The sequence below is a fragment of the Kitasatospora sp. NPDC038210 genome (assembly GCF_055600605.1).
The window spans coordinates 66,942-91,197 of record NZ_JBVJYK010000027.1; the positions used below are offsets into that span (position 1 = coordinate 66,942).

Genomic DNA, 24,256 nt, shown 5'->3' on the forward strand with positions numbered 1-24,256 from the left:
TCAGTTACCGCCGTTCTGGGCCAGCAGGCGCTCGGCCTCGTCCTCGTCCAGGTCGTCGAGGTCCGCGAGCAGGTCGTCCAGGTCGGAGCCGGACGTCAGCAGGGTCTGCTCGATCTCGGCCGCCAGGCCCTCGATGGTCGGGGCGGCCAGGAACTTCTGGAGGTGGACGTCCACGCCGAACTCGGCGCTGATCGCGGCGATCAGCCGCATGACGAGCAGCGAGTGGCCGCCGATGCGGAAGAAGTCGTGCTGCACGCCCGGCCGGTCCACCGGCAGCAGCTTCGCCCAGATCCCGGCGAGGGTCTCCTCGGTGGCGGTGCGCGGCGCCACGTAGTCCTGCTCCACCTGCTGCTGCGGCGGCAGCGGCACGGGCAGCGCCCGGCGGTCCACCTTGCCGCTGATGGTGCGCGGCAGCTGCTCCAGCGGGACGAACACCCGGGGCAGGTGGGAGTCGGGCACCCGGGGCGCCAGGTGGTCGCGCAGGACGGCCGCCTCGACGGGCTGGACCGGCTCCACGAAGGCGCACAGGTAGGCGGGGTTGCCCTCGTCGTCGGGGACGACGGTGACGGCGGCGTCCTTCACCGCGTGGTGGGCGCGGAGCAGGTGCTCGATCTCGCCGAGCTCGACGCGGACGCCGCCCAGCTTGATCTGCTGGTCGCGCCGCCCGACGTACTCCAGGCTGCCGTCCGGCAGGGCGCGGGCGAAGTCGCCGGTCCGGTAGACGAAGTCCTCCGGGTCGGTGCCGAGCGGGTTGGGCACGAAGGCGGCGCGGGTGGCGTCCGGCTGGTGGAAGTAGCCCAGCGACATGTACGGCGTGCGGATGTGGATCTCGCCGACGGCGCCCTCGGCGCACGGCTTGTTGCGGCCGTCGAGCAGCACCACCCGGGCGCCGGGCATGGCCTTGCCGATCGGGATGCTCGACCGCTCGGTGTCCGCCGGGGTGACGAAGTGGAAGGTCTTGGTCATGGTGGTCTCGCTCGGCCCGTACAGGTTGAGCAGGCTGATCCGCTCGCCGAACCGGGCGAACCACTGGGCGGCGTCGCTCGGCGCCACCGGCTCGCCGGCCAGCGCCACGCAGCGCAGCGCGGACAGCTCGGGGCCGCCGTTGGCGAGGGACGGCAGCATGCCGCGCCAGACGGTGGGGACGGTGTGGACCAGCTCGATCCGCTCCTCGTCGATCCAGCGGGCCAGGGCCGGCCCGTCCAGGGCGAGGCCGGCCGGCGGGACGCACACGGTGCCGCCGGTGGTCAGCGGCACGAACAGGTCGCGCAGGATCGCGTCGAAGGCGGGCGAGGCCAGCTGGCTGACCCTCGTGCCCGGCTGCACGCCCAGCAGTTCGGTCTCCCAGCGGACGAAGTGGTCGATGCCCTGCATCCGGCCGACGATCGCCTTGGGCTGCCCGGTCGAGCCGGAGGTGAAGAAGATGTACGCCGCGTCGTCCGGGTCCGGCACGTGCAGCCGCTCCGGGGCCGCGCCGGTGGGCTCGGCGGCGAGGTCCAGCGGGACGCGCCGGGCCAGCGGCAGGGACGGCTCCAGGATCTCGTCCGCGCGGTCGGCGGCCGAGGCGCCGACGATCACCCACTCGGGGGCGGTGGCGGTCAGCATGGTGCGCAGCCGCAGCGGCGGGGCCGCCAGGTCCACCGGCACGAAGACGCCGCCCGCCTTCAGCACCGCCAGGATCGCGACGACCAGCTCGCGCCGGTCCTCGGCCAGGATCGGCACCACGCAGCCGGCACCCGCGCCGGACTCGCGGATGGCGACGGCGAGTTCGTCCGAGCGGGATGCCAGCTCGGCGTAGCTGAGCCGGCCTTGCGGGCACTCGACCGCGGTGTGGTCGGCGAAGCGCTGGGCGGCCTGCTGTACGAGACCGTGGACTGCGTGGAAGGCCATCGAGCTTCCTCCAGGGACGGGGGGCCTGTGGCCACCCAAGTGATCAGGCGTCAGGAAGGGAAAAGGTGTCGAGCAGCACGCCGAAGGTGAGGACCACCAGCAGCAGGTCGTCGCCGAGGTGCGGATGGACCTCGTAACCCGGCTGCCGGTACTGCTCCTTGAGGTGCTCGACCACGTCGGGGTCGAAGTAGCCCTGCCGCTTGATCCGGTCGTAGGAGAGCAGGTCCTCGACCCACTCGATCCGCTCGCGCAGCAGGGCGGGGCTGCCCTGGGCCCGGAACCCGAACTTCTCCCGGTGGATGATCTCGTCGGGCACCAGGCCGCGGGCGGCCTCCTTGAGCACGTACTTCTCGGTGCTCGCGGTCACCTTCAGGCGGGGCGGGACCGTCGTGGCGAACCGCACCAGGTCGGGGTCGAGGAACGGGTACCGGGCCTCCACCGAGTTGGCCAGCGCCATCCGGTCCCCGTGGTCGGAGAGCAGGTGGTCGGAGAGCCGGAGCTTGAAGTCGAGGTAGGAGCGCTGGTGCACCGGGTGGCGCCCGCGCAGCATCCCGGGGTCGACGACGGGCCCGGCCAGGCAGTCGAACTCGGCGTGGGCGTCCCGCAGGGCGGGGGCGTACAGGTCGAGCTTGGACTCCCGCCAGGCGTGGTAGTCGCGCTCGTAGAAGACGTGCGGGTCGCCCCAGATGGTGCGGCGCAGCTCCTCCTCGAAGGGGTCGCCGCCGGCCGTCCGCCGCCCGCCCAGGTCGAAGCGGTAGCCGAGGTAGCCGGCGAACAGCTCGTCGGCGCCCTCACCGGTGAGGATCACCCGGGTGCCGGTCTCCCGGACGGCGGCCGACAGCGCCATGGAGCAGGTGTTGTACGTCTCCTTCACCGGGCACTCGGCGTGCCCGATCATCCGCCGCAGTCCGGCCGCGATGTCGCCCGGGTGGAACTCCGTCTCGGTGTGCTCGGAGCCGAGGTGGCGGGCCATCAGCCGCTGGTGGCGGGACTCGTCGATGCCCCGGTCGGGGAAGGTGATGGAGAACGACCGCGGCACCGTCCCGCTGGTGTTGCGGTGCACGAGCGCGCCGATCAGGGAGGAGTCGAGGCCGCCGCTGAGGTAGTAGCCGACCGGGACGTCGGCCTGGAGCCGGCGGCGCACCGACTGCTCCAGCAGCTCGCGGACGGTGTCCACGTAGTACCGGTCGGGGTGCTCGGCCGGCTCCCCCGGCACGTCCACCGGGTAGTCCAGGTCCCAGTACTTCTCGACCCGGACGGCCCCGTCCTCGACCAGCAGGAAGTGGCCGTTCTCCAGGCTGCTGACCCCCTCGAACAGGGTGCGCGAGCCGACCGTCCCGGGGAAGGTGAGCACCTGGTCGAGGCCGGTCAGGTCGGCCCGGCGGGGCACCGACGGGTGCGCCAGGACGGCCTTGATCTCCGAGCCGAAGACGAGCCGGCCGCCGGCCACCGCGTAGTACATCGGCAGGATGCCCATGTGGTCGCGGGCCAGGAAGAGCCGGCCGCGCCGGGTGTCGTGGACGGCGAAGGCGAACTGGCCGTTCAGCCGCTCCAGCAGCCCGGTGCCGTACTCCTCGTAGAGGTGGACGATCACCTCGACGTCGGTGCGGGTGCGGAACCGGTGCCCCTTGGCCTCCAGTTCGGCGCGCAGCTCCCGGTGGTTGAAGATCTCGCCGTTGCAGACCATGGCGACCGAGCCGTCCTCGTTGAGGATCGGCTGGTCGCCGTCCTCCAGGCCGACGATGCTCAGCCGGCGGAAGCCCAGTGCCACTCCCCCGCGCACCAGCCGGCCCCCGGAGTCGGGGCCGCGGTGCAGCAGGGTGGCGGTCATCCGGTCGAGCACGTCCTCGCCCTCGGCGAGGCCGGTGCCGGCCAGGTCCGCGTATCCGGTGACGCCGCACATGTCAGAACCCCCCGAGGTCGTCGTTGAAGCCCGCGGCGGCGTCCGCGCCGGACCGGTCCGCGTCGGTGGCGCCCAGGTCGAGCGCGGAGACCGGGCGGTCCGGGTCGGCGCACGCGTCGGCGAGCAGCGCCAGGTACTGCCGGGCCGTCCGCTCGATCGTGGAGCGGTCGAACAGCCGCGTGCTGTACTCCAGTTGGCCGCGCATCTCGTCCTCGAACTCGAACAGGTCGAACCGCAGGTCGAAGATCGAGGTGGTGCGGACGTCGTCCAGCCGGGTCATCACCACGCCCGGCAGCTCGGCCCGGCGGCGGCGCGGCGGGATGTTCTGCAGGATGAACATCACCTGGAACAGCGGATTGCGGCCCACCTCGCGCTCCGGCTGCACCGCCTCGACCAGGGAGCGGAACGGCAGGTCGCGGTGGACGAAGCCCTGCAGGGCGGCCGTCCGGGTGCGGCCCAGCAGCTCGCGGAAGGTCGGGTCGCCGGCGAGGTCGCCGCGCATCACCAGGGTGTCGGCGAAGTAGCCGACCAGCGGCCCCCACTGGGGCTTGTCCCGGTTGCCGACCGGCGTGCCCACCAGCAGGTCCTCCTGGCCGGTGAGCCGGTGCAGCAGGGCCGTGAAGGCCGCCAGGGTGACCATGAAGGTGCTGGCCCGGGAGGCGCGGGCGAGCCCGCCGAGGGCGGTGCGCAGCTCGGCGGGCACCTGGAAGACGTACCGGTCGCCGCTGAAGTCGGCGTGGCCGGCCCGGGGCCGGTCGGTGGGCAGGTCCAGGGTGACCGGGGCGCCGGCCAGCTGCCGGGTCCAGTAGTCCACCAGCTTGCCGCCGCGCGGTCCGGCGAGCCGTTCGCGCTGCTCCCGGGCGTAGTCGGTGAACTGGACGGGCAGTTCGGGCAGCGGCACCTCGGTACCGGTGACCTCGCCCGCGTACAGGTCCGCGACCTCCTGGATCAGGACCTGCACGGACCAGCCGTCGGAGACGATGTGGTGGATGACCAGCGCCATCACGTGCCGCTCGGCCCCGGTGCGGACCAGCTCCACCCGGAACAGCGGGGGTCGGCCCAGGTCGAAGGGGCGGTGGGCCGCGTCGGCGACGGTCCGCTCGGCGGCCGCCGGGCGCTCCGCCTCGGGCAGGCCGGTCAGGTCGGTGACGGTGAGCGGCACCGGGACGTCCTCGGCCACCCGCTGGTACGGGACGCCGTCGACGGCGACGACGGCCGCCCGCAGCTGCTGCTGCCGGCGGACGACGGCGGCCAGGGCCCGGCGCAGCGCCTCGGTGTCCAGCGGCCCGTCCAACTGCCAGAGCACGGTGGAGTTGTAGGCGGCGTTGCCCGGGTCGAGGCGGTCGAGCAGCCACAGCTGCTCCTGGGTGACGGACAGCGGGGCGAGGCCCTCCGGGGCGACGGCGGCGGTGCCGGCGGTGGCGTCCGGGGCGGTGTCCGCCGTGGTGTCCGCGGCCGGCTGCGCGGGTGTGGAGCTATTCGGCACGGTGCACCCCTGTGGTCGCCATGAGTGTGTCCAGCGGGATCGCCGGGTCCTGCGCGACCTCGGCGAGGACCCGGGTGAGCTCCGCGAGCAGCGCCACCGCGTCCTGGTCGGAGCAGTGGGCCCGGCGGTGGCTGAGCAGGGCGCGCAGGTCGCCGTCCTCCTCGTAGAAGACCAGGTCGAGGTCGTAGAGGGTGCCGGGGTCGTGGTTGAGCAGCCGGGCGGTCAGCCCGGGGAAGGCCGGCGGCACCTCGGGGGTGCTCTGGTGCGAGAAGAGCACGTTCACCGGGGAGCGGAAGCCTCCGCCGCGGCGCGGCCGCAGCCCCTCGACGACCCGCTCGAACGGCAACTCCCGGTGCGCGTAGGCCCCGAGGGCCGCGCGCCGGACGTCCCGGAGCAGGTCACGGAAGGTCGCGCCGGGGTCCACCTCGGTGCGGATGACCAGGAGGTTGACGAAGAACCCGACCGCGGACTCGAACTCCGGGCGGCTGCGGACGGCGGCGCGGGTGCCCACCGCGATGTCGGTGGCCCCGCTGCCGCGGTGCAGCACCACGGCGAAGGCGGCCAGCAGCAGCATGAACGGGGTGACCCGCTCGTCCCGGTACACGGTCCGCAGCGAGTCGTGGACGGCGCCGGGCACGGTGGTCCACTGGGTCGCGACGGCGGCGCCCCCGGCCGGAGCGGCAGCGGTGGCCCGCGCGGCAGCGGCGGTCGGTACGGCGGTGACGGTCCCGGCCGGCGCGTCGGCCGGGCGGACCGGCGGCACCGGGGCGAGGCCGGTCAGCCGCTCCGTCCAGTACGCCAGCTGGCGCTGGTGGCCGGCGCCCTCGCTCCACTCGCGCTGCCAGCGCACGAAGTCCGGGAACTGGGCCCCCGGGGCTTCCAACTCGGCTTCCGTGCCGTCGAGTTCGGCGCCGTAGAGGGCTGCGAGCTCCGGCAGCAGGACGTTCCACCAGGACCACGCGTCCGAGACCAGGTGGTGCAGCGCGAGCCGCAGCACGTACTCGTCGGGGCCGAGCACGACCACGAGGGCGCGCAGCACGGGCCCGCGGGCGAGGTCGAAGGGGGTGGCCTGGTCGGCCGCCAGCACCGCGGTCAGCTCGGACTCCCGCTCGGCCTCGGGCAGTCGGGAGAGGTCCAGGACGGGCAGCTCGATGCCGCACTCGCCGGAGACCTGCTGCACCGGGCTGCCGTCGACCAGCGGGAACGTGGTGCGCAGCGCCTCGTGCCGGCCGCGCAGCAGCTCCAGCGCGCGCCGCAGCGCGGCGGTGTCGAGCGGGCCGGTCAGCCGGAAGGTCATCGGGTCGACGTAGACCGCCGAACCCGACATGCGCTCCAGGAACCACATGCCCAACTGCCCTGGCGTGAGCGGGAACCGGTCGACCGCCGGGGCGGCCGGGGCGGGGGCGGTCGTCACGCCGTCCCCCCGGCGCGGCCGGCCCGCGCGTTGCGCCGGGCCTCGGCCACGATGGCCTTGAAGAACTGCGGGTAGCTGGGCGAGGTGTGCGTCCCGTGCGCCAGCACGACGTCGTGACGCTCGCGCAGCTGGTTGATCGGCACCACCATGGCGGCGTGGTGCTCGATGTGCAGGTTGTTCCCGTTGGTGTACCAGGTGCTGAACCAACTCCCGGTGATGGAACGGGTGTTGCGCAGCACGTCGGTGGAGGAGTTGTCGCACATGATGTGCTCGGGCAGCTCGACCAGGAAGTGCAGCGGCACCGCGACCAGCAGCGGCAGCACCCAGATCCACAGCACCGGCTCGCCGTACCCGAGCAGGGTCAGCACCACGGCGCCCGCGATCGGCAGGGCGAACATCCGGTACTCGGCGACGACTTCGCGCTCACGCTGCTCGGAGATCTGGCCCATGTCGTAGGACCAACGGCCGGCCCAGCAGCGGACGATGTCGGCCACCGCACTGCCCAGTCGGCCGAAGGCCAGCGCCTCGCGGACCAGGGCCGACCAGGTGACCGGCTGCCGCGAGTCGAAGCCGAAGAACTCCGAGTCCTGGTCCGTGCCGAGGTAGCGGTGGTGCTGGAGGTGGCGCACCCGGTAGTGGCTGTACGACACCAGCATGGGAACGCCCAGCGGCACGCCGACGATCCGGTGCCAGCGGGAGCGGCGGAACGCCGAGTGGTGCAGGCACTGGTGCTGGAGCTCCAGCCAGTGGGAGTACATGGCGCCCATCAGGACGACACCGAGCACTCGGGGCAGCCACGCGTCCGGGGCGAGTGCGAGAACCGCGCCTGCGGCCCAAATGCCGTACGCAACAAGGAGCTTGACAATGAAGACGCGTTCGTCGGCGGCGGTGACCTTGGCTCGCCGGAACAGGTCCTTCGGCGACGCGGGGGTCACGTCGGGCGTCGTCATGAACGGAAACCTTCCTTGCGTCAGCCTCCTGAGGGAACGCCGCAGCAGCCTGTCGGCACGGTGGCCGGACAGGAATCGGCGTCGACCCGACGAGGCACGGAGATCGAAGAGCGCGGCCCCACGGCCCGGGCAGGGCAGGGCGATTGGGCACACTGGGACACGCCGGCGGCAGCGTCGGGGAACCGCGGGCGTTGACCGGGCCGGTGAACGACCGGCCGGCAGGTGGTGATCAGCAAGAAAGCACAGCGACGAGGACTCCCGGACGCGCCGGGAGGCCTGTCACTGGGGGAAGTTGGCGACGAAACAGGCCGCCTGCGCGGCTGCGGTCGGCTGCTCGAAGAGCTCGTTGAGGAGCAGGCCCTCAAGCTCCAGAGCCGCGTCCTGCTCGATGCCGTGGGTCGCCAGCAGGCGTCCGATGGCCTGAAGCGCGAGCAGAGAGTAACCGCCGAGCTCGAAGAAATCCGAGGTCTCGGCGTCGATCGTGTCGGGCGTCACTTCGAGCACGTCCGACCAGATGTCGATGACGGCAAGGGTCACCGTCGACAATGCGGGCGCCTCCCCGGTGGGGGCGCCAATGGTGCTGCTGTCGTCCTGAATCACTACGGTTCCCCCCAAGGAGCCATATAGGTCCAGCGTCAACTTGCTTGATTGATCGGCGGGTTAGCGAGGTCCGCAGACCCCGGTCCGGCGCCGAGTCGAGCTCATGGTCCGTCGAGCAGTTGTTTGCATCCAAGCATGTCCATGATTGCCTCCGCAAGAGATCAACTTCCGGTGGCCGTCAGGCCCCTGGCGTGCACCGATTCCCGAACCGGAACCCCCCGTTCGGCGGGGGTGCCCTCCTGATCACCTGTGGTACCGTACGCCGCAGCGACGGGTCCACCCGGCTTTCCTGCCGGGCATTTTCTCCACCTTCTCGGGCGTGTCCCGCAGCGGCTCCCAATGGCGACCGCACGGCTATCGCGGACCGCCCCGTCACTTCCGGACCGGGGAGCGCCACCGGCTTTCTCCCCCGGCTAATCCATTCCGTCGGACACCGCGATTCCCGCACCCATGCCGGGATCCGCAGGGATCCGCAGGGGGGCAGAACCGTGATACCAGTCGACGACCGAACGGCCGCCGGAACGACAACCGGAGCGCCCGCGCGGACACTTGGAGTACTCGGCGGCATGGGGCCGGCGGCTACCGCGGAGTTCCTCCGGCTGCTCTCGCTCGCCGTGCCCGCGCAGTCGGACCAGGAGCACCCCCGCATCGTCATGCTGTCCGAACCCGGCATTCCGGAGCGCACCGGGGCGATCCTCGCCGGTTCGGACGAACCGCTGCTGCCGATCCGCAACGCCCTGGAGCAACTCGTCGCCTGGGGTGCCGATCTGCTCGTCGTGCCCTGCAACACCGCGCACGCCTTCATCGACCGGCTGCAGGGACTGCTGCCGGTGCCCCTCGTGCACATCGCCGACGCCACGCTCCGGGCCGCCATGCGCACCAGCCCCGCGGGCGGCTGGCTGGCCGCGACCACCGGCACCGTGCACAGCGGCATCTACCAGCGGCGCGCGGCCGAACTCGGCTACCGGCTGCTGATCCCCGAGGAGCCGCTGCGGTCCGAGATCCACCGCGCCGGGGTCCTGGTGAAGGCCAACCGACTGGCCGAGGGCGGCACCGTGCTCGCCTCCGCGGTGCACGGCCTGTGGCAGCAGCACGACCTCCCCGTGCTCACCGCCTGCACCGAACTCCCGCTCGCCTACGAGGCCGCCGGCCTGCCCGAGGAGCGTTCGGTCTCCAGCCTGGCCGCCCTCGTCACGGCCTGCGTGACCGAACTCCGCACCCCGCAGGCCGTCACGAGCACTGCGGGGTGGCGGAGTTGATCGGCCGGCGGCGGCCGGTACGGCTACGGCTGCGGCTGCGGCTGCCCGGCGAGCACCAGCTCGGCCACCTCGTCCGCACGGGCGAAGCGCACGTCACCCCGGGACAGCACGAACCGGATGAACTGCTCCAGGGCGGCCAGCCGCGAGGGGCGTCCGGTGAGGAACGGGTGCACGGTCAGCATGCACAGCGAGCCGAAGCCGCGCATCGCCTCCAGCTCGGCGGTCCACAGGTCCACCACCTTCGACGGCGCCTCGATCAGCTGGCCGATGTTCGGCTCGGGCAGGAAGGCGTACTGCTCCCAGTCGTCGAGCAGCCACTGCACCGGCAGCTCGGCGATCGTGTGCTCCCCGCTGCGCACCGCGTACGGCCGGTCGTCGTCCATCAGCGAGGAGTCGTAGCGCAGCCCGTACTCACCGAGCAGGTCGAGCGTGTAGCGGGTCATCTCCCAGTTCGGCGCGCGGTACCCGGTCGGCTGCACGCCGAATCGGGAGAACGTCTTCAGGCTGCGCTCGATCTCCTCCCGCTGCTCGCTTTCGGAAAGGTGCACCGGGTGCCGGTGGGTAAATCCGTGGAGCGCTATCTCGTGCCCCTTTTCGGCCACCGAATCCATCACCGAAGGCCACCGCTCGGCGGAAACTCCGGGCACGAAGAACGTAGCCGGAAGGTCGTAGCGGTCCAGCAGGTCGAGGATCCGCGGCACCCCGACGCGGGGGCCGTACGCCTGGTGGGACATCGTCGTCAGGTGGTCGATGTAGTGCTCCCCGCGGGCCAGCACGGGCGACTCGGCGTCCACGTCGACACCCAGGACCACCACGGCGGACGAGCCCTGCAGCCAGTCCCCGGCCGGCACCCGCTCGGGCCAGCGGACGGTGGGAATCTCGATCTGATCCTTCTGCGTCGTCACTGAATTACCTTTTCGAGAAGTTATCGGAGAAGCCGCCGGTGCGGCCTCCGGCGACACTCTAGCAATTCCGTCAGGAAAAGAAAGAGGGAATCCAAGTGGGTAGTCGAACGAATGACATTCCGGCGGACGCCGAGCTGTTCCGGGTCGTGGTGAACCACGAGGAGCAGTATTCGGTGTGGCCGCTCGACCGGGAGGTGCCGAACGGCTGGCGGGACGCGGGGATGCAGGGCGACAAGGAGGCCTGCCTCGCCCACGTCGAGGAGGTCTGGACCGACATGCGCCCGCTGAGCCTGCGCGACCGGCTCGCCGGCGGCGGCGCGGAAGCGGAGGCCTCGGCGTGACACCCGCCCTGACCATCGACGGCGCGGCGGTGCCCGGCGCCTCCGTCCTGCCCGTGGAGGACCCGGCCACCGGAGAGCCCTTCGCGCACGCGCCCGCGTGTTCCCCCGAGCAGCTCGATGCCGCCGTCACCGCCGCCGCCGCGGCCGCGGCCGGCTGGGCGGCGGTGCCGGTGGCCGAGCGCCGGGCCGCCCTGCGCGCCTGCGGCGACGTCCTCGGGGCGCACCTGGAGGAGGTGGCCGGGCTGCTCAGCCGGGAGCAGGGCAAGCCGCTGGCCGCCGCCCGCGGCGAAGTGCGGCTGTCCGCCGACTGGTTCGGGCACACCGCCGAACTGAAGCTGGACGCCGAGGAGTTGCCGGCCGAGGACGGCGCCCGGATCACGCTGGAGCGGGTCCCGCACGGCGTGGTCGCGGCCATCGCCCCGTCCAACTTCCCGATCATCCTGTCGGTCTGCAAGTTCGCCCCGGCCCTGCTGGCCGGCAACACGGTGGTCGTCAAGCCCTCCCCGGAGACGCCGCTGTCGACGCTCCGGATGGGCGAACTGCTCCGCGGCTGCCTGCCGCCGGGCGTGCTCAACGTCGTCTCCGGCGACCACTCGCTGGGCCGGTCGCTCACCGAGCACCCCGCGGTGGACATGATCTCCTTCACCGGCTCGGTGGAGACCGGCAAGGCGATCGCACGCCAGGCGGCGGACCGGCTGCTGCCGGTGGTCCTCGAACTCGGCGGCAACGACGCGGCGATCGTGCTCCCGGGCGCCGACCTCACCACCGTGGCACCCGCACTGTTCCACGCCGCCCTCGCCAACAGCGGCCAGTTCTGCGCCGCCGTCAAGCGGGTCTACGCACCGCGCGAGCTGGCCGGCGACCTCGTCTCGGCGCTGGCCGCCCTGGCCGGGTCCGCGGTCGTCGGCCCCGGCAGCGAGCCGGAGTCCGCGTTCGGCCCGCTGGTCAGCCGGGTCCAGCGGGACCGGGTCCACGCCCTGGTCGAGGACGCCGTCGCAGGGGGCGCCCGGATCGTGGCCGGCGGTGCCCCGCTGCCCGGCCCGGGCCACTTCTACCCCCCGACCGTGGTGACCGACCTGCCGGAGGGCTGCGAGCTGGAGGTGGAGGAGCAGTTCGGCCCGGTCATCCCGGTGATCGCGTACGACGACCCGGCCGACGCCGTCCGCCGGGCCAACGCCACCCGCTACGGCCTCGGCGCCTCGCTCTGGGGGCCGCAGGAGGCGGCGGAGGAACTCGCGCCGCTCCTCGACAGCGGCACCGTGTGGATCAACACCCACGGGGACCTGCGTCCCGACGTGCCGTTCGGCGGCGTCCGCTCCTCCGGGCTGGGCGTCGAGTACGGCTACTGGGGACTGCTCGAATACACGCGGATCAAGGTCCGCAACAGTGCACGGCGCTGACCGGCCGGCCATGGGTGACAGGAGAGTGATGAAAGCCAGGATCCGCCGCACGGCGGGAGTACTGGGCGCCGTGTGCACCGCCGGCGTGACGATGTTCGTGTTCGGCGTCGGCTTCGGCCCCGTACCGGCGCTCGGCCGGGCCCTGATGCCCGGCGGGGGCGTCTGGCCGTCGGCCGAGGACGCCCGTCCGGCGAAGAACGAGCAGATCCGCATACCCGGGCTCGACCACCCGGTGGACGTCTCGTTCACCGCGGACGGCGTGGCCTCGGTCCACGCCACCTCGGACGAGGACCTGTTCACCGCCCAGGGCTACCTCGCCGCCCGGTACCGCCTGTTCCAGATGGACGCCCAGCGGCGCCTGGGCGAGGGCCGGCTCGCCGAACTGAACGGCCCCTCCGGCATCGACTCGGACGTCTTCGAGCTGACCCTCGGCATCCACCGAACCGCGGAGGCCACCTGGGCGGCGACCCCGCGCGACAGCAAGGCCGCCAAGGCGCTCACCGCCTACGCGGCCGGGGTCAACGCGCGGCTGGAAGAGCTGGACGGGAACGGCCAGTGGCCCACCGTCTACGGGCTGACCGGCGTCCGGCCGGAACGCTGGACCCCGGTGGACAGCCTGGTCGTCCAGGGCGTGCTCACCCAGACGCTGAGCTTCGACACCCGGCCGCTGACCTACGCGCTGCTGAGCAACTCGCTCGGCGCGGAGCGGGCCTCGGAGTGGTTCCCGGTCGTGCCCGCCAACGAGCAGCACCCGTACGCCCCGGGCCCGTACCAGAACCTCGGCCTCGCGCCCCTGCACAGCCCGAACGCCAACGCGGCCTCGGCGGCCGGCCACACCGGCGTCACCGGCGACGGCACCGCGGCGCCGGCCGCCGCGGACCCGGCCGCCCCGGCGACTCCGGCCGCCCCCGCGACCCCGGGCTCCGCTCAGCCGACGGCCACCGCGACGGCGACGGCGACCGCCGCAGCGCCGTCCACGGCCACGACGGCCGTCGACACCAGCGGGTCCACCGCCGAAGCCGCCACCGCCGTCCTGCGCGGCATGGCCAAGCTCCCGGAGACCACCCGCCACCTCTACCCCAACAGCAACGCCTGGCTGGCGAACGGCCCGGCGACCGGTGGCGGCGCGATCCTCGCCGGTGACCCCCACCTCAAGCTGTCGCTCCCCTCGTACTGGTACGAGATCTCGCTCAAGTCCCCCGGGTACGACGTCACCGGCGCCAGCCTGCCCGGCATGCCGGCCGTGCTCATCGGGCGCAACGCCGACGTCTCCTGGTCGCTGACGGCGGTCCAGAACCAGTCCACCTTCTTCTACCGCGAGAAGACCGACCCGCAGCACCCGGACGCCTACTTCTGGAAGGGCGCCTGGTACCCCGTGGAGAAGGTGAAGTACACGGTGCCGGTCCGCGGCGGCGCCCCCGTCCCGGTCGAGGTCGGGCTGACCGTGCACGGCCCGCTGCTGACCGAGAAGGGCGAGACCACGTCGGTCGAATGGATGGGCAACCGCCCGTCGCAGAACCTCGCCGCGCTGCTCGACCTCAACGCCGCCACCGACTGGAACAGCTTCCGCACCGCGCTGCACAGTTGGCAGGCCCCGGCGCAGAACTTCGCCTACGCCGACAAGAAGGGCAACATCGGGGTGATCGCCCCGGGCTCGTACCCGCAGATCGCCTCGGGCGACGCCCGCGGACCGCTGCCGGGCACCGGCGAGTCGGACGTGGTCGGCGCCATCCCCTTCGACGCCGTGCCCCAGGTCTACAACCCGCCGTCCGGACTCCTGGTCACCGCCAACCAGCGACCGGTCGGCCCGGACTACCCGTACTACATCGGCCCCGCCGCGAACTTCGACACCGGCTACCGCACCAACCGCATCTTCGCCGAACTGTCCAAGCCCGGCCGGCAGCTCACCGCGGACTCGTTCGCGGCCCTGCAGAACGACGTCACCGACGAGCTCGCCCAGCGCATGGTGCCCAAGCTGCTCCAGGCCCTGGAGGGCGCGCAGCTGACGCCGCAGCAGGAGGCGGCCCGCAAGCTGCTCTCCGAGTGGAACTGCTCCATGGACGCCGACTCCCCGGCCGCCGCGATCTGGTTCGCCTTCTACGGCGGGTACGTCGAGCAGGTCTTCAAGCCCTGGTGGGACTCGGCCAAGGTGCCGGTGGACGTGGACCCGGCCGGTCTCGACCTGCTGCGGACCCCGGTCGGGCTGATGCAGGACCTGGAGAAGTGGACCTTCACCGACCCGGAGAACCCCGCCTTCACCGCCCCCGGCGGCCCCCGGCGCACCGCGCCCGACGCGATGCGCGCGTCCTTCACCGAAGCGGTCGACTACCTGAACGGCCGGCTCGGCGGGCAGCCCGGCGAGTGGAAGTGGGGGCGCATCCACGAGCGGGTGGTGCCCTCGCTGACCGGAGCCCCCGCGCTCGGCGACGGGCCGCGCCCGGCGGGCGGCAGCCCGTGGACCGTCAACGTGGCCGAGAACGGCCTGAGTTCGAACTACGGCCCCAGCCTGCGGATGGTCGTCGGCTGGAGCCCCGCCGGCACCGCGGACGCCCGCGCGATCTACCCCGGCGGCCAGAGCGACAACCCGGCCTCCCCCTGGTACAAGAACCTGGCCCCGGACTGGTGGAGCGGCTCGCTCCGTCCCCTGCGCACCGCCGACGAACAGGGCGCGGGCGACATCCGCTGGACCTTGCGAGGCGAAGGATGACCGACATGACGAAGCCGACCGGAACCACCACGACGCCCCCGGACCCGGCCGGGGAACCGGCGGCCACGGAAGCGACCACGGACCCGACCGCGGCCGCCCCCGCGCCGGCCCCGTCCGAGGACACCGCCCCCGGGCCGCGCCGTGCGACGGCCGCGATCGTCACGCTCGTCGGCGGGACGGCGGCCACCGCCCTCGGCACCCTGGTCGGGCTCTGGTTCGTGCCCTTCCTGGTCGGCGCCGCCGCCGGCGCCACCAGCCGGTTCGCCCGCACGCCCCGCCCCTCCCGCGGCTACCTCACCGCCCCGCTGGCGGCCGCCCTCGGCTGGGCGGTCCCGCTGGGCGTGCAGGCCCTGGGCGGTGCGCCGGTGGGCGAGGTCGCACGGACCACCGCCGCACTGGCCGGCCTCCCCCCGCTCGCCACCGCCATCGTGGCCGTCGCCCTCCTGATCGCGATGGTCCAGGCGCTGCTCGGGGCCTGGGTCGGCCGGACCCTCGCACCCCGGGGACGCACCGCCGCGCACCGCCCGGCACCCGCGGCGGCCGCAGCAGCCGTGGAGGCCGCAGAGGCTGCCTGACCGCAGGCGCCTGCGCGACCCGGCCGGGGACCGGCGCACACCGCCGGTCCCCGGCCGCCCCTCCTCTCCCGTTCCGTCCGCTCCCCCACGCCCTCCCCCTCCCGCCCCCAGAAGGGAACCTCCACATGGCGCTGTCCCTCATCGGCAGCAAGATGGCCACGCTCTCGGGCCTCCGCAGCATCATGGAGGACATCGCCGTCAGCACGGCCTCGGGCCCGGCCGACTGGCTGAACCTCGGCATCGGCAACCCGGCCTCGATCCCGGACGCGATCGCCGAGTGGCGGAGCCTGACCGAGGAGGCACTGACCGAGGACTTCGCCTCGGCCAGCTGCCAGTACGGCCCGTCCCGGGGTTCGGCCGCCCTGGTGGACGCGATCACCGACTACTTCAACACCCGGTACGGCTGGTCCCTCACCCCGCGCAACGTCGCCGTCGGCCCCGGCAGCCAGATGCTCTGCTTCACCGCCGCCGCGCTGTTCGCCGGCCCCGGCCCGGCCGGCGCCGGCGGGACCAAGGTCGTCCTGCCGATGTCCCCGGACTACACCGGCTACCAGGGCCTCTGCCTCCACCCGGGCGGCGTGGTCGGCGTCCCCGCCACGCCCGTCCCCGAAGGCCCCCACCGCTTCCGCTACGCCTTCGACTTCGAGGCGCTGGAGGCGCAGCCCGACACCGGGATGCTGCTGCTGTCCAGCCCCGGCAACCCGACCGGCCGCGCGGTCGACGCCGCCGAACTCGACGCCCTCGTCGACCTCGCGCGCCGCCGGGACGTCCCGCTCCTGCTCGACCACGCCTACGGCGAGCCGTTCCCCCGGATCGCGCCGACCCTGACGCCCCCGCCCTTCGACGACCACGTGATCAACTGCTTCACCCTCTCCAAGGCCGGCCTCCCCGGCGAGCGCATCGCCTTCGCCGTCGGCGCCGAGCGCTGGATCACCCCGATGGTCTCCTTCCTGGCCAACTCGGCCCTGCACGCCCCCCAGTTGCAGCAGTCGGTGGTGGCCCGCGCCCTGGCCTCGGGCCGCCTGGACCACCTGATCTCCCACACCGTCTCGCCCTTCTACCAGGAGCGCCGCCGCCTGGCCGAGAAGCTCTTCGAGGAGGTCATGCCGGAGTCCGTGCCCTGGCGCCTGCACTCCGGCGACGGCGGGATGTTCTGCTGGTTCTGGATCGACGAAGACCGCTTCGACGACATGGCCCTCTACGAACGCCTCAAGCAGGACAAGGTCTTCATCGTCCCCGGCCGCCACTTCTTCCCCGACGGCCCCGCCGACCCGCACCGCACCCGCTGCTTCCGCGTCAGCCTCAGCCCCGCCCAGGACACCCTCACCGAAGGCATCACCCGCATCGCCAAGGCCGTCCGAGGCCTCTGCCCCTGACCCACCCGGCCGTGGGCGATGCCGAGCACCCGCCCCACCGCCACCATCGCCTCCACCGCCTCCACCGGCGCTGCCGCCTCCACCACCCCCACCGGCGCTGCCGTGGAGCGGGGTTGCGGACACCGGCCCCGTGCACCCGGTCGCGGGGCCACGGGGCCGGTGCCGGCCGTGCCACGCACCAACGGCCCGTGCCGATCGGCACCGAACGGCCAGGAGCACGGTCCTGGCCGGGTGCGACCCCCGGAGCCTGCTCCCGGGCACGTTTCGTCCCGGGTGCGGACGAACTCCCCCTCCCCCGAATGGTCCTCTTGACCGAGGCCGGGAATCACCGGCGCCATTCATCGGAGGGGTCCTTTCGTGTACGAGCATGCACCGCACAGCCGCTTCCCGCTCTCCCGCCGGGGCAGCCGACACCGGGCGGTGGCGGTCGTGACCGCCGTGGCCGCCGGGGTCATGGCAGCCGGGACTCTGGCACCGACCGCGGCGTTCGCGGGCGGCAGGCCGGACACCGTCCAGTCGGGCCTGAACGCCCTGGTGAAGGACGACGGCATGCCCGCCGCACTGGCCTCCGTCAAGGGCCGCGACGGCCGCACCCGCACCTACACCGCCGGCGTCGGCGACCTCACCACCGGGGCCAAGGTCCCCGTGGACGGGCAGGTACGCGCCGGCAGCAACACCAAGACCTTCACCGCCGTCGTCGTCCTCCAGCTCGTCGCCGAAGGAAAGGTGGGCCTGGACTCCCCCGTCGACACCTACCTCCCCGGCCTGCTCCGCGGCGACGGCATCGACGGACGCAACATCACCGTCCGCCAGCTGCTCCAGCACACCAGCGGCCTGCCCGAGTACGTGGACAAGGACGCGATCCTCACCAGTCCGAAGCGGTACTACGAACCGCGTGAACTGCTCGACACGGCCCTCGCCCAGAAGGCCCACTTCGCCCCGGGCACGCGATGGGAGTACTGCAACACCAACTACCTGATGGCGGGCCTGATCATCCAGAAGGTCACCGGGCGGCCGCTCGGTGAGGAGATCAACCGGCGCATCGTCGACCGCATCGGGCTGCGCCACACCTACTTCCCCACCCCGGGGGACACGAGCATCCACGAAGCCCACCCCAAGGGCTACAACCGGGACGCCGGCGGCTCGCTCCGCGACTACACCGACCTGGACCCGTCCTGGGGCTGGGCGGCGGGCGCCGTCGTCTCCACCAACAGCGACCTCGACTCGTTCTTCGCCGCGCTCCTCGGCGGCCGGCTCCTGCCCGCGGCGCAGCTCGCCGAGATGCGCACCACCGTCCCCGCCGACGAGGTGGGTCCGGGCACCCGCTACGGGCTGGGCCTGATGAGCCGGCCGCTGTCGTGCGGTGGCCTGTACTGGGGCCACGGCGGGACCATCCCGGGCTACGAGACCGCCGGGGGCGCCACCGATGACGGCCGCGCCGTCAGCATCGCGGTGACCACCATCCCGGGTGACGCACCCAAGCAGCACGTGGCGGCCATGGTGGACTCCGCCCTGTGCCGCTGACCCTCCCCGATCCGGCCTGAGCGTCCGCACCGGTACGACCAGCGGGTTCTGCACGCACCTGCGCGCAGAACCCGCTCGTCCCACCGATTCCCCCCTCCAGCAGAGGAGTTGCTCCGTGAACGAGTACGTACAGCACAACCGGGCCGACCGACGCCGCCGTGGCCGGCGCGGGTTGGCGGCGGCCGTGGCCTCCGTGGCCGCCGGCGTCGTGGCGGCCACGGCCCTGGCACCGACCGCGGCGTTCGCGGGCGGCAGGCCGGACACCGTCCAGTCGGGCCTGAACGCCCTGGTGAAGGACGACGGCATGCCCGCCGCACTGGCCTCCGTCAAGGGCCGCGACGGCCGCACCCGCACCTACACCGCCGGCGTCGGCGACCTCACCACCGGGGCCAAGGTCCCCGTGGACGGGCAGGTACGCGCCGGCAGCAACACCAAGACCTTCACCGCCGTCGTCGTCCTCCAGCTCGTCGCCGAAGGAAAGGTGGGCCTGGACTCCCCCGTCGACACCTACCTCCCCGGCCTGCTCCGCGGCGACGGCATCGACGGACGCAACATCACCGTCCGCCAGCTGCTCCAGCACACCAGCGGCCTGCCCGAGTACATGGACGCCCCCGCGCTCGCGGACTACGCCGCGATCCAGTACCGCTACTTCGAACCCCGCGACCTCCTCGACGGCGCCCTCGCCCAGAGGGCCAGGTTCCCCGCGGGTACCGGCTGGGAGTACAGCAACACCAACTACATCGTCGCCGGGCTCCTCATCCAGAAGGTCACCGGACGGCCCGTCGGCGAGGAGATCACCAAGCGCGTCATCGACCGCATCGGCCTGCGCCACACCTACTTCCCCGTCCCCGGGGACACCGGCATCCACGAGGCCCACCCTCAGGGCTACTACCGCAGCTCGCCGGACGCGCCCCCGATCGACTACACCGGGACGGACTCCTCGATGGCCTGGGCGGCGGGGGCGATCGTCTCCACCAACACCGATCTCCTCTCGTTCTTCGCCGCACTCCTCGGCGGCCGGCTCCTGCCCGCGGCACAGCTCGCCGAGATGCGCACCACCGTCCCCGCCGAACTCCTGGGCCCGGGAGTCCGCTACGGGCTGGGCCTGCAGAGCAGGCCACTCTCCTGCGGCGGCCTCGCCTGGGGCCACGGCGGAACCTCCCCGGGCTACCGCTCCCGCAACGGCGTCACCGACGACGGCCGCGCCGCCGCCATCACGGTCACCACCATCCCCGACGCGGTCGGCGCACAGCACATGGCGGACACCCTGGACGCAGCCCTCTGCCACTGACTCCCCCCACCCCCGGCGTAGGCTGCGCGAGCGCGCCGAACACCGGCAGGTAGGGGCGGACCAGTTGCTCGCGGGAAAGGTGGCCGGCTTCATGACCGCCGAGCGCACCGGGCTGGACGTCCTGATCTGCGACGAGGCCCACCGGATCCGGGAGACGTCGGCGAACCGCTGCACCCGGGCCGCGCAGCGCACGGGGAAGCCCCAGATCGAGGAACTGATCGACACCGCCCGGGTGCCGGTGTTCCTGCTGGACGAGCACCAGGTCGTGCGGCCGGGCGAGATGGGTACGGTGGCCCAGATCCGCGCCGCCGCTGCCGCAAAGGGCCTGGACTGCGGGGCTGGCGTGCTCAGCAGAAGTCGCGGGGCCCGAAGAACGAGACGGTTGAGGACCGGGAACGGCTCATACGCCGGTTCATGGACTTCGCGAACGAGTACCCGTGGCAGTGGGTACCGGCCCATGTGGACGAGTGGTCGCTCTCCCTGACGGGTGAGAAGCACCTGGCGCCGTCCACGATCCGCAGCTACCAGGGCACGTTGCGGCTGTTCAGCGAGTTCCTCATCGACGGCCGCTGCGGCTGGGGGCCGGCTTGCGAGGAGGCCTTCGGCACGTTCCCGGTGGCGGTCTGCCACGAGTGGAACACCATCGCCCATCTCACCGACTACGAGGGCGTCCCGGAGGCGAAGCCGTTCATCCGGGAACAGCTGCAGCTCTTCCTCGACTACGCCGACGACCAGGCCGACCGGGCGGTGCGGGCCAAGCGCAAGGGCGCCCTGGTGGCCTACCGCGACGCCACGCTGTTCAAGGTCATCTACGGATGGGGGCTTCGGCGGACCGAGACCTCCAAACTCGACGTGGTCGACTTCGGACGCAACCCGCAGGCCCGCCAGTTCGGCGGGTACGGCACGCTCAACGTCCGCTACGGCAAGGCGAAGAAGGGTCAGCCGCCGCGCCGGAGGAACGTGCTGTCGGTGACGGACCGGGCGGTCGATGCGGTCGCGGACTACGTCGAGGACGTCCGCCCGCGTTTCGGGTTCCCCGATCACCCGGCTCTGTGGATCACGGAGCGGGGAGGGCGTCTTCAGCCCGGCTCGATCAACGATCGGTTCGAGTCGTCCCGGGACGCCCTCGGGCTGCCGAAGGAGCTGGTCCCGCACGCTCTGCGGCATTCGTACGTCACGCACCTGACCGAGGACGGGGTGGACCGTCGCTTCATCCAGCTTCTCTTGAGTCCTCAGCTCCTGACCGCCACCCAGGCCCGGACGATCCTGGACGCCTGCACCCGGCTGCGGGACCGGTTCCTGTTCGCGCTCCTGTGGGAGACGGGGATCCGGATAGGCGAGGCCCTGGGCCTGCGGCACGAGGACCTGGCCGTGGCGCAAGGCGCGTTGACCGTGACGCCGCGCGTCAACGACAACCGGGCACGGGCCAAGTCCGCCTCGCCCCGCACCGTTCCCGTCGGTCCCGAGATCGTGCGGCTCTACGCCGACTATCTGCACGGTGAGTACGGCGACCTGGACAGCGACTACATGTTCGTCAACCTGTGGAGCGGCTCCTACGGTCATCCGCTGACCTACGCCTCCGTCTACGACCTGGTGCTGCGGCTGAGGCGGGACACTGGGTTCGACTTCGATCCCCACTGGTTCCGGCACACCCGGGCCACCCTGCTTCTGCGGCAGGGGGTGCCGATCGAAGTGGTCAGTACGTTGCTCGGACATTCCTCGATCGCCACCACGCACGACATTTACGGTCACTTGTCCGCGGAGGACGCCCGCCGAGCCCTGGAGGCCGCGGGATTCCTGACCGGCCGGGAGGTGTGCTGGTGAGCGACGCGATGTCTGCCGCTCCGGCCCCCGGCGTCGGCCTGCTCGGCAAGCTGATGGCCGCCGTCCGGCCGGAGTTCCGCGTGGACGTGTTCATCCCCGCGCCCGGTGAACTGATCTTCGGGCTGGGCTCGTGCCGGGTTCCTGGATGTCCGCGCCAGCCCCGCACCCGCCAGCTTTGCCGGGGCCACTACTACCGCTGGCAGCGGCGAGGGTAACCGGACGTCGAAGCCTTCATCACCGATCCCGGGCCCGATCCGCTCGGGCGGTCGGAACTGACGGCGTGCGCCGTCGCCGGATGTCGCTTCGGGGCGGGCCGGCAGGGTCTGTGCGTGCGCCACCACGGCTTTTGGGAGCGAGCGAGCCAGCCCGACAAGAGAACGTGGGTGGCCGGCCTGCCGACTGTCGAGGACAGCGGCGAGCGAGTCTGCACCCCCGACGGCCGTGTCCTGACCTTGATCCTCATGCGCTGCGGGCTGCGGGTCGGCGACGCCTGCCACCTGGACTTCGACTGCATCAGCCGGGACGCCGACGGCGCCGCCCACCTGCGCTACCTCAACCGGAAGATGAAACGCGAAGCCCTGGTCCCCATCGGCGAGGAGGCCGGGAGCGACATCGCCGCCCAGCAGCAGCGCGTCCTTGAGCGTTGGCCCGGCGGCAGCCGATGGCTGTTCCCGGCGCCCCGGATGAACCCCGACGGCACTCGGCCACTGACCACGCACTCCTGCCGCGGCCGGCTCGACCGCCGGCTGGAGCGATGCGACGTCCAGGACGAACACGGCCGACCGGTCCATCTGACGCCCCACCGATGGCGCCACACTTCTGGAACCAGGCTGATCAACCGGGACGTCCCGCAGGAAGTCGTACGCGCCCTTCTCGATCACTCTTCCGGCGAGATGACCGCCCACTATGCCCGGCTGCACGACTCCACGGTTCGCCGGCACTGGGAGAAGGCCCGCGAGGTCAACATCAAGGGCGAGAGCGTCACCGTCGATCCCGACGGCCCTCTTGCTGAGGCCACCTGGGCCAAGCAGCGGCTCGGGCGCGTGACCCAGGCCCTGCCCAACGGCTACTGCGGCCTGCCGGTGCAACGGACCTGTCCGCATGCCAACGCGTGCCTGACGTGCCCGATGTTCGTCACGACCCCCGAGTCCCTGCCGCAGCACCGCGAGCAGAAGCAGCAGTTGCTGCAGATCGTCTCCGCCGCCGAGGCCCGCGGCCAAGCCCGCGTGGTCGAGATGACCCGCCAAGTCCTCAACAATCTGGAGAAGATCATCACCAGTTCGGAAGACGACCTCGGACGGCCGGAGGGGAGCGCCGATACGAGCTGACAACAGCCAGCACATCGTCGACGCCGCCCGTCGCCGCAGCGAGTACACCCGCGCCAAGGCCGTCCAGTCCCTCCGTTCCCTCGACCTGGCGGGCGAGCCGGTGACCTTCGAGACCGTCGCGAAGCGGGCCGCAGTGTCCCGGTCCTGGCTCTATGCCCAGCCGGACCTGCGAGAGGAGATCGAGCGGCTGCGGGCAGCACACCGCCGCGACCCCGGCTCGCCGGTTCCTGCACGTCAGCGCACCTCCGACGGATCCTTGCTGCGGCGCCTTGAAGCCGCCAACGCCCGCATCCGGCGCCCTACCGAGGAGAACCAGCAACTCCGTGACCAACTCGCCCGCGCACTCGGTGGACAACGCGCCGGGACGACTCGCATCAGCCCGCCCGAGCAGCGTGCCTCGCAGCGATAGCTGTCACGTCGCAGTCCGAACTGTCACCGCGAGCCCGTTCGAGCGGATCGGAGCCCAGCGCCCGCTGTCCTGTCGCTTACTGCTGATGGGCAGCTGGTTGCGCGAGAGTGAGTCCAGTCCACTGTTCCAGCGCCTCCGCGTGGCTGCCTACCGCCGTCGCCCGGGCAACCGCCGCAACTTCCTCCGGCGTCGGCTCACCGTTGCGGGAGAGCAGAGCCAGTGGCCAGGCCGGGGTTCCCGAATGCTCACCGTCGAAGGGGTGCCAGTCCCAGGCCGCATCGAACCGCCAGACGCGCCCGTTTCGGTCGGCTACCTCATCGCCTGGTTCAAGGAATGCGTACGGGCGGAAAAGCAGCTCGATGCGGATCGGTTCGCCGCCGGCCGGATCGAGCGCGTAAGTCTGGTCCTCAAGCTCGGGGTCATAGGTGTCACCCTGCCGCAGGAGGTCGAGGTAGGACGCGGGCCGCGGCAGCATGCCGGTGACCTGGGGCGGATCGAAGTGATAGACCGCCTGGACGTGCACCACGGTCGCGGGGATCCCTACGAGGCACGTGTCACCCTTCCTCAGTGCAGTCTCCGCCGGTTCCGTTCGGAAGATCTCCCACTCGCCGGCCTCGGGCGTTGGAATCGCCCGCCGGCCGTTCCACCTGATGTTCTTGGCCTGCGGGTCCACCTCCAACCACGGCCACCACACGGAAACGTAGGAGCGGGAGACCTCGGTGACCGTGGTCTCGGTGAACGGGCACTCCAGCTTCAGCACGTCACCGGCCCGGTAGTTGTCAATCATGGACGCATTCTGCATGCCCAGGCTGACACGCGACCGAGCGGTGTCCCCGGGGGGGCTCCGGCCTACGCCGGCGAGGGCCGTCTCGCACCGCATCGCGCCATCCTGCAGTTCATCGACCTGCTGCATGAGGCGGGAGTCGCCGGGGTCGTCCGGCCGGCCTGTCCCCGCTGCCACCGGGTCGTCCGCGTCGACAAGCCGTTGGACGGGGAGCGGGTATGCCGCAACTGCATCGCCGAGTCGCGTGTCGAGGAATGCGCACGCTGCGGTGCCCGGCGCGAACCGGCGAC

20 protein-coding genes and 1 pseudogene are annotated in these 24,256 nt (G+C 72.3%); 13 read left to right on the forward strand and 8 right to left on the reverse strand.

Features of this window, described 5'->3' with window-relative positions; all coding sequences use genetic code 11:
* The 6 genes from ACZ7KX_RS35460 to ACZ7KX_RS35485 form a co-directional block, all read right to left on the reverse strand.
* Nucleotides 1-1,890, reverse strand: a complete 1,890-nt coding sequence (locus ACZ7KX_RS35460) for a non-ribosomal peptide synthetase (protein WP_350523441.1) — start codon at nt 1,888-1,890, stop codon at nt 1-3.
* A gap of 43 nt (nt 1,891-1,933) precedes the next feature.
* Nucleotides 1,934-3,793 carry an asparagine synthase (glutamine-hydrolyzing) gene (gene asnB / locus ACZ7KX_RS35465; RefSeq protein WP_396552288.1) on the reverse strand — a complete coding sequence of 620 codons (1,860 nt, stop codon included), beginning with the start codon at nt 3,791-3,793 and terminating at the stop codon, nt 1,934-1,936.
* A gap of 1 nt (nt 3,794) precedes the next feature.
* Complete coding sequence (locus ACZ7KX_RS35470) at nt 3,795-5,279, reverse strand: condensation domain-containing protein (protein ID WP_470330108.1); 1,485 nt, start codon at nt 5,277-5,279, stop codon at nt 3,795-3,797.
* Nucleotides 5,269-6,693, reverse strand: coding sequence for a condensation domain-containing protein (locus ACZ7KX_RS35475; protein WP_470330109.1), 1,425 nt, complete (start codon nt 6,691-6,693; stop codon nt 5,269-5,271). The genes ACZ7KX_RS35470 and ACZ7KX_RS35475 overlap by 11 nt, the downstream gene beginning before the upstream one ends.
* A complete protein-coding gene (locus tag ACZ7KX_RS35480; protein WP_470330110.1) occupies nt 6,690-7,643 on the reverse strand; it encodes a fatty acid desaturase family protein in 954 nt (317 codons plus the stop codon). The genes ACZ7KX_RS35475 and ACZ7KX_RS35480 overlap by 4 nt, the downstream gene beginning before the upstream one ends.
* Before the next feature lie 279 nt (nt 7,644-7,922).
* Nucleotides 7,923-8,243, reverse strand: coding sequence for a phosphopantetheine-binding protein (locus ACZ7KX_RS35485; RefSeq protein ID WP_470330111.1), 321 nt, complete (start codon nt 8,241-8,243; stop codon nt 7,923-7,925).
* A 488-nt stretch (nt 8,244-8,731) separates the two neighbouring features.
* On the opposite strand from ACZ7KX_RS35485, the gene ACZ7KX_RS35490 reads away from it, so the two are divergent.
* Nucleotides 8,732-9,502, forward strand: a complete 771-nt coding sequence (locus ACZ7KX_RS35490) for an aspartate/glutamate racemase family protein (protein WP_470330112.1) — start codon at nt 8,732-8,734, stop codon at nt 9,500-9,502.
* Between the two features lie 23 nt (nt 9,503-9,525).
* Here ACZ7KX_RS35490 and ACZ7KX_RS35495 read toward each other — a convergent pair whose 3' ends face one another.
* Nucleotides 9,526-10,407 (reverse strand): polysaccharide deacetylase family protein, encoded by an 882-nt coding sequence (locus ACZ7KX_RS35495; protein WP_470330113.1) that lies wholly within the window; start codon nt 10,405-10,407, stop codon nt 9,526-9,528.
* A 95-nt stretch (nt 10,408-10,502) separates the two neighbouring features.
* On the opposite strand from ACZ7KX_RS35495, the gene ACZ7KX_RS35500 reads away from it, so the two are divergent.
* The 12 genes and pseudogenes from ACZ7KX_RS35500 (at nt 10,503) to ACZ7KX_RS35555 (ending at nt 23,182) form a co-directional block, all read left to right on the forward strand.
* Nucleotides 10,503-10,748 (forward strand): MbtH family protein, encoded by a 246-nt coding sequence (locus tag ACZ7KX_RS35500; protein ID WP_350523449.1) that lies wholly within the window; start codon nt 10,503-10,505, stop codon nt 10,746-10,748.
* Nucleotides 10,745-12,148 (forward strand): aldehyde dehydrogenase family protein, encoded by a 1,404-nt coding sequence (locus ACZ7KX_RS35505; protein ID WP_470330114.1) that lies wholly within the window; start codon nt 10,745-10,747, stop codon nt 12,146-12,148. Before ACZ7KX_RS35500 ends, ACZ7KX_RS35505 begins: the two co-directional genes overlap by 4 nt.
* A gap of 28 nt (nt 12,149-12,176) precedes the next feature.
* Nucleotides 12,177-14,855 (forward strand): penicillin acylase family protein, encoded by a 2,679-nt coding sequence (locus ACZ7KX_RS35510; RefSeq protein ID WP_470330115.1) that lies wholly within the window; start codon nt 12,177-12,179, stop codon nt 14,853-14,855.
* Between the two features lie 5 nt (nt 14,856-14,860).
* Nucleotides 14,861-15,430, forward strand: a complete 570-nt coding sequence (locus ACZ7KX_RS35515; protein ID WP_470330116.1) for a hypothetical protein — start codon at nt 14,861-14,863, stop codon at nt 15,428-15,430.
* Between the two features lie 125 nt (nt 15,431-15,555).
* Nucleotides 15,556-16,806 (forward strand): valine--pyruvate transaminase, encoded by a 1,251-nt coding sequence (locus ACZ7KX_RS35520; protein ID WP_470330117.1) that lies wholly within the window; start codon nt 15,556-15,558, stop codon nt 16,804-16,806.
* Nucleotides 16,807-17,259: 453 nt separating this feature from the next.
* Complete coding sequence (locus ACZ7KX_RS35525; protein ID WP_470330133.1) at nt 17,260-18,330, forward strand: serine hydrolase domain-containing protein; 1,071 nt, start codon at nt 17,260-17,262, stop codon at nt 18,328-18,330.
* 115 nt (nt 18,331-18,445) lie between these two features.
* Nucleotides 18,446-19,621, forward strand: coding sequence for a serine hydrolase domain-containing protein (locus ACZ7KX_RS35530; RefSeq protein ID WP_470330118.1), 1,176 nt, complete (start codon nt 18,446-18,448; stop codon nt 19,619-19,621).
* 22 nt (nt 19,622-19,643) lie between these two features.
* Nucleotides 19,644-19,955 (forward strand): annotated as a pseudogene (locus ACZ7KX_RS35535) (DNA/RNA helicase domain-containing protein); the annotation flags it as partial.
* Between the two features lie 80 nt (nt 19,956-20,035).
* Nucleotides 20,036-21,445 carry a tyrosine-type recombinase/integrase gene (locus ACZ7KX_RS35540; protein ID WP_470330119.1) on the forward strand — a complete coding sequence of 470 codons (1,410 nt, stop codon included), beginning with the start codon at nt 20,036-20,038 and terminating at the stop codon, nt 21,443-21,445.
* On the forward strand, nt 21,442-21,660 hold the full coding sequence (locus ACZ7KX_RS35545; RefSeq protein WP_470330120.1) for a hypothetical protein: 219 nt from the start codon (nt 21,442-21,444) through the stop codon (nt 21,658-21,660). Before ACZ7KX_RS35540 ends, ACZ7KX_RS35545 begins: the two co-directional genes overlap by 4 nt.
* Before the next feature lie 168 nt (nt 21,661-21,828).
* Complete coding sequence (locus tag ACZ7KX_RS35550; protein WP_470330121.1) at nt 21,829-22,773, forward strand: tyrosine-type recombinase/integrase; 945 nt, start codon at nt 21,829-21,831, stop codon at nt 22,771-22,773.
* Nucleotides 22,774-22,786: 13 nt separating this feature from the next.
* Nucleotides 22,787-23,182 (forward strand): DUF6262 family protein, encoded by a 396-nt coding sequence (locus ACZ7KX_RS35555; RefSeq protein ID WP_470330134.1) that lies wholly within the window; start codon nt 22,787-22,789, stop codon nt 23,180-23,182.
* A 76-nt stretch (nt 23,183-23,258) separates the two neighbouring features.
* Here the strand turns inward: ACZ7KX_RS35555 and ACZ7KX_RS35560 are convergent, their stop codons facing one another.
* The gene (locus tag ACZ7KX_RS35560; RefSeq protein WP_470330122.1) at nt 23,259-23,969 is read right to left on the reverse strand and encodes a hypothetical protein; all 711 of its coding nucleotides are present in this window, start codon (nt 23,967-23,969) and stop codon (nt 23,259-23,261) included.
* Nucleotides 23,970-24,256 lie beyond the last annotated feature (287 nt).

What these genes read in the sequence shown, in the direction of transcription:
- ACZ7KX_RS35520 (WP_470330117.1), top strand. Translation starts at nt 15,556, where the DNA reads ATGGCGCTGTCCCTCATCGGCAGCAAGATGGCCACGCTCTCGGGCCTC.
- ACZ7KX_RS35480 (WP_470330110.1), bottom strand. Translation starts at nt 7,643, where the DNA reads ATGACGACGCCCGACGTGACCCCCGCGTCGCCGAAGGACCTGTTCCGG.
- ACZ7KX_RS35540 (WP_470330119.1), top strand. Translation starts at nt 20,036, where the DNA reads ATGGACTTCGCGAACGAGTACCCGTGGCAGTGGGTACCGGCCCATGTG.
- ACZ7KX_RS35460 (WP_350523441.1), bottom strand. Translation starts at nt 1,890, where the DNA reads ATGGCCTTCCACGCAGTCCACGGTCTCGTACAGCAGGCCGCCCAGCGC.
- asnB (WP_396552288.1), bottom strand. Translation starts at nt 3,793, where the DNA reads ATGTGCGGCGTCACCGGATACGCGGACCTGGCCGGCACCGGCCTCGCC.
- ACZ7KX_RS35525 (WP_470330133.1), top strand. Translation starts at nt 17,260, where the DNA reads ATGGCAGCCGGGACTCTGGCACCGACCGCGGCGTTCGCGGGCGGCAGG.
- ACZ7KX_RS35515 (WP_470330116.1), top strand. Translation starts at nt 14,861, where the DNA reads ATGACGAAGCCGACCGGAACCACCACGACGCCCCCGGACCCGGCCGGG.
- ACZ7KX_RS35510 (WP_470330115.1), top strand. Translation starts at nt 12,177, where the DNA reads ATGAAAGCCAGGATCCGCCGCACGGCGGGAGTACTGGGCGCCGTGTGC.
- ACZ7KX_RS35560 (WP_470330122.1), bottom strand. Translation starts at nt 23,969, where the DNA reads ATGATTGACAACTACCGGGCCGGTGACGTGCTGAAGCTGGAGTGCCCG.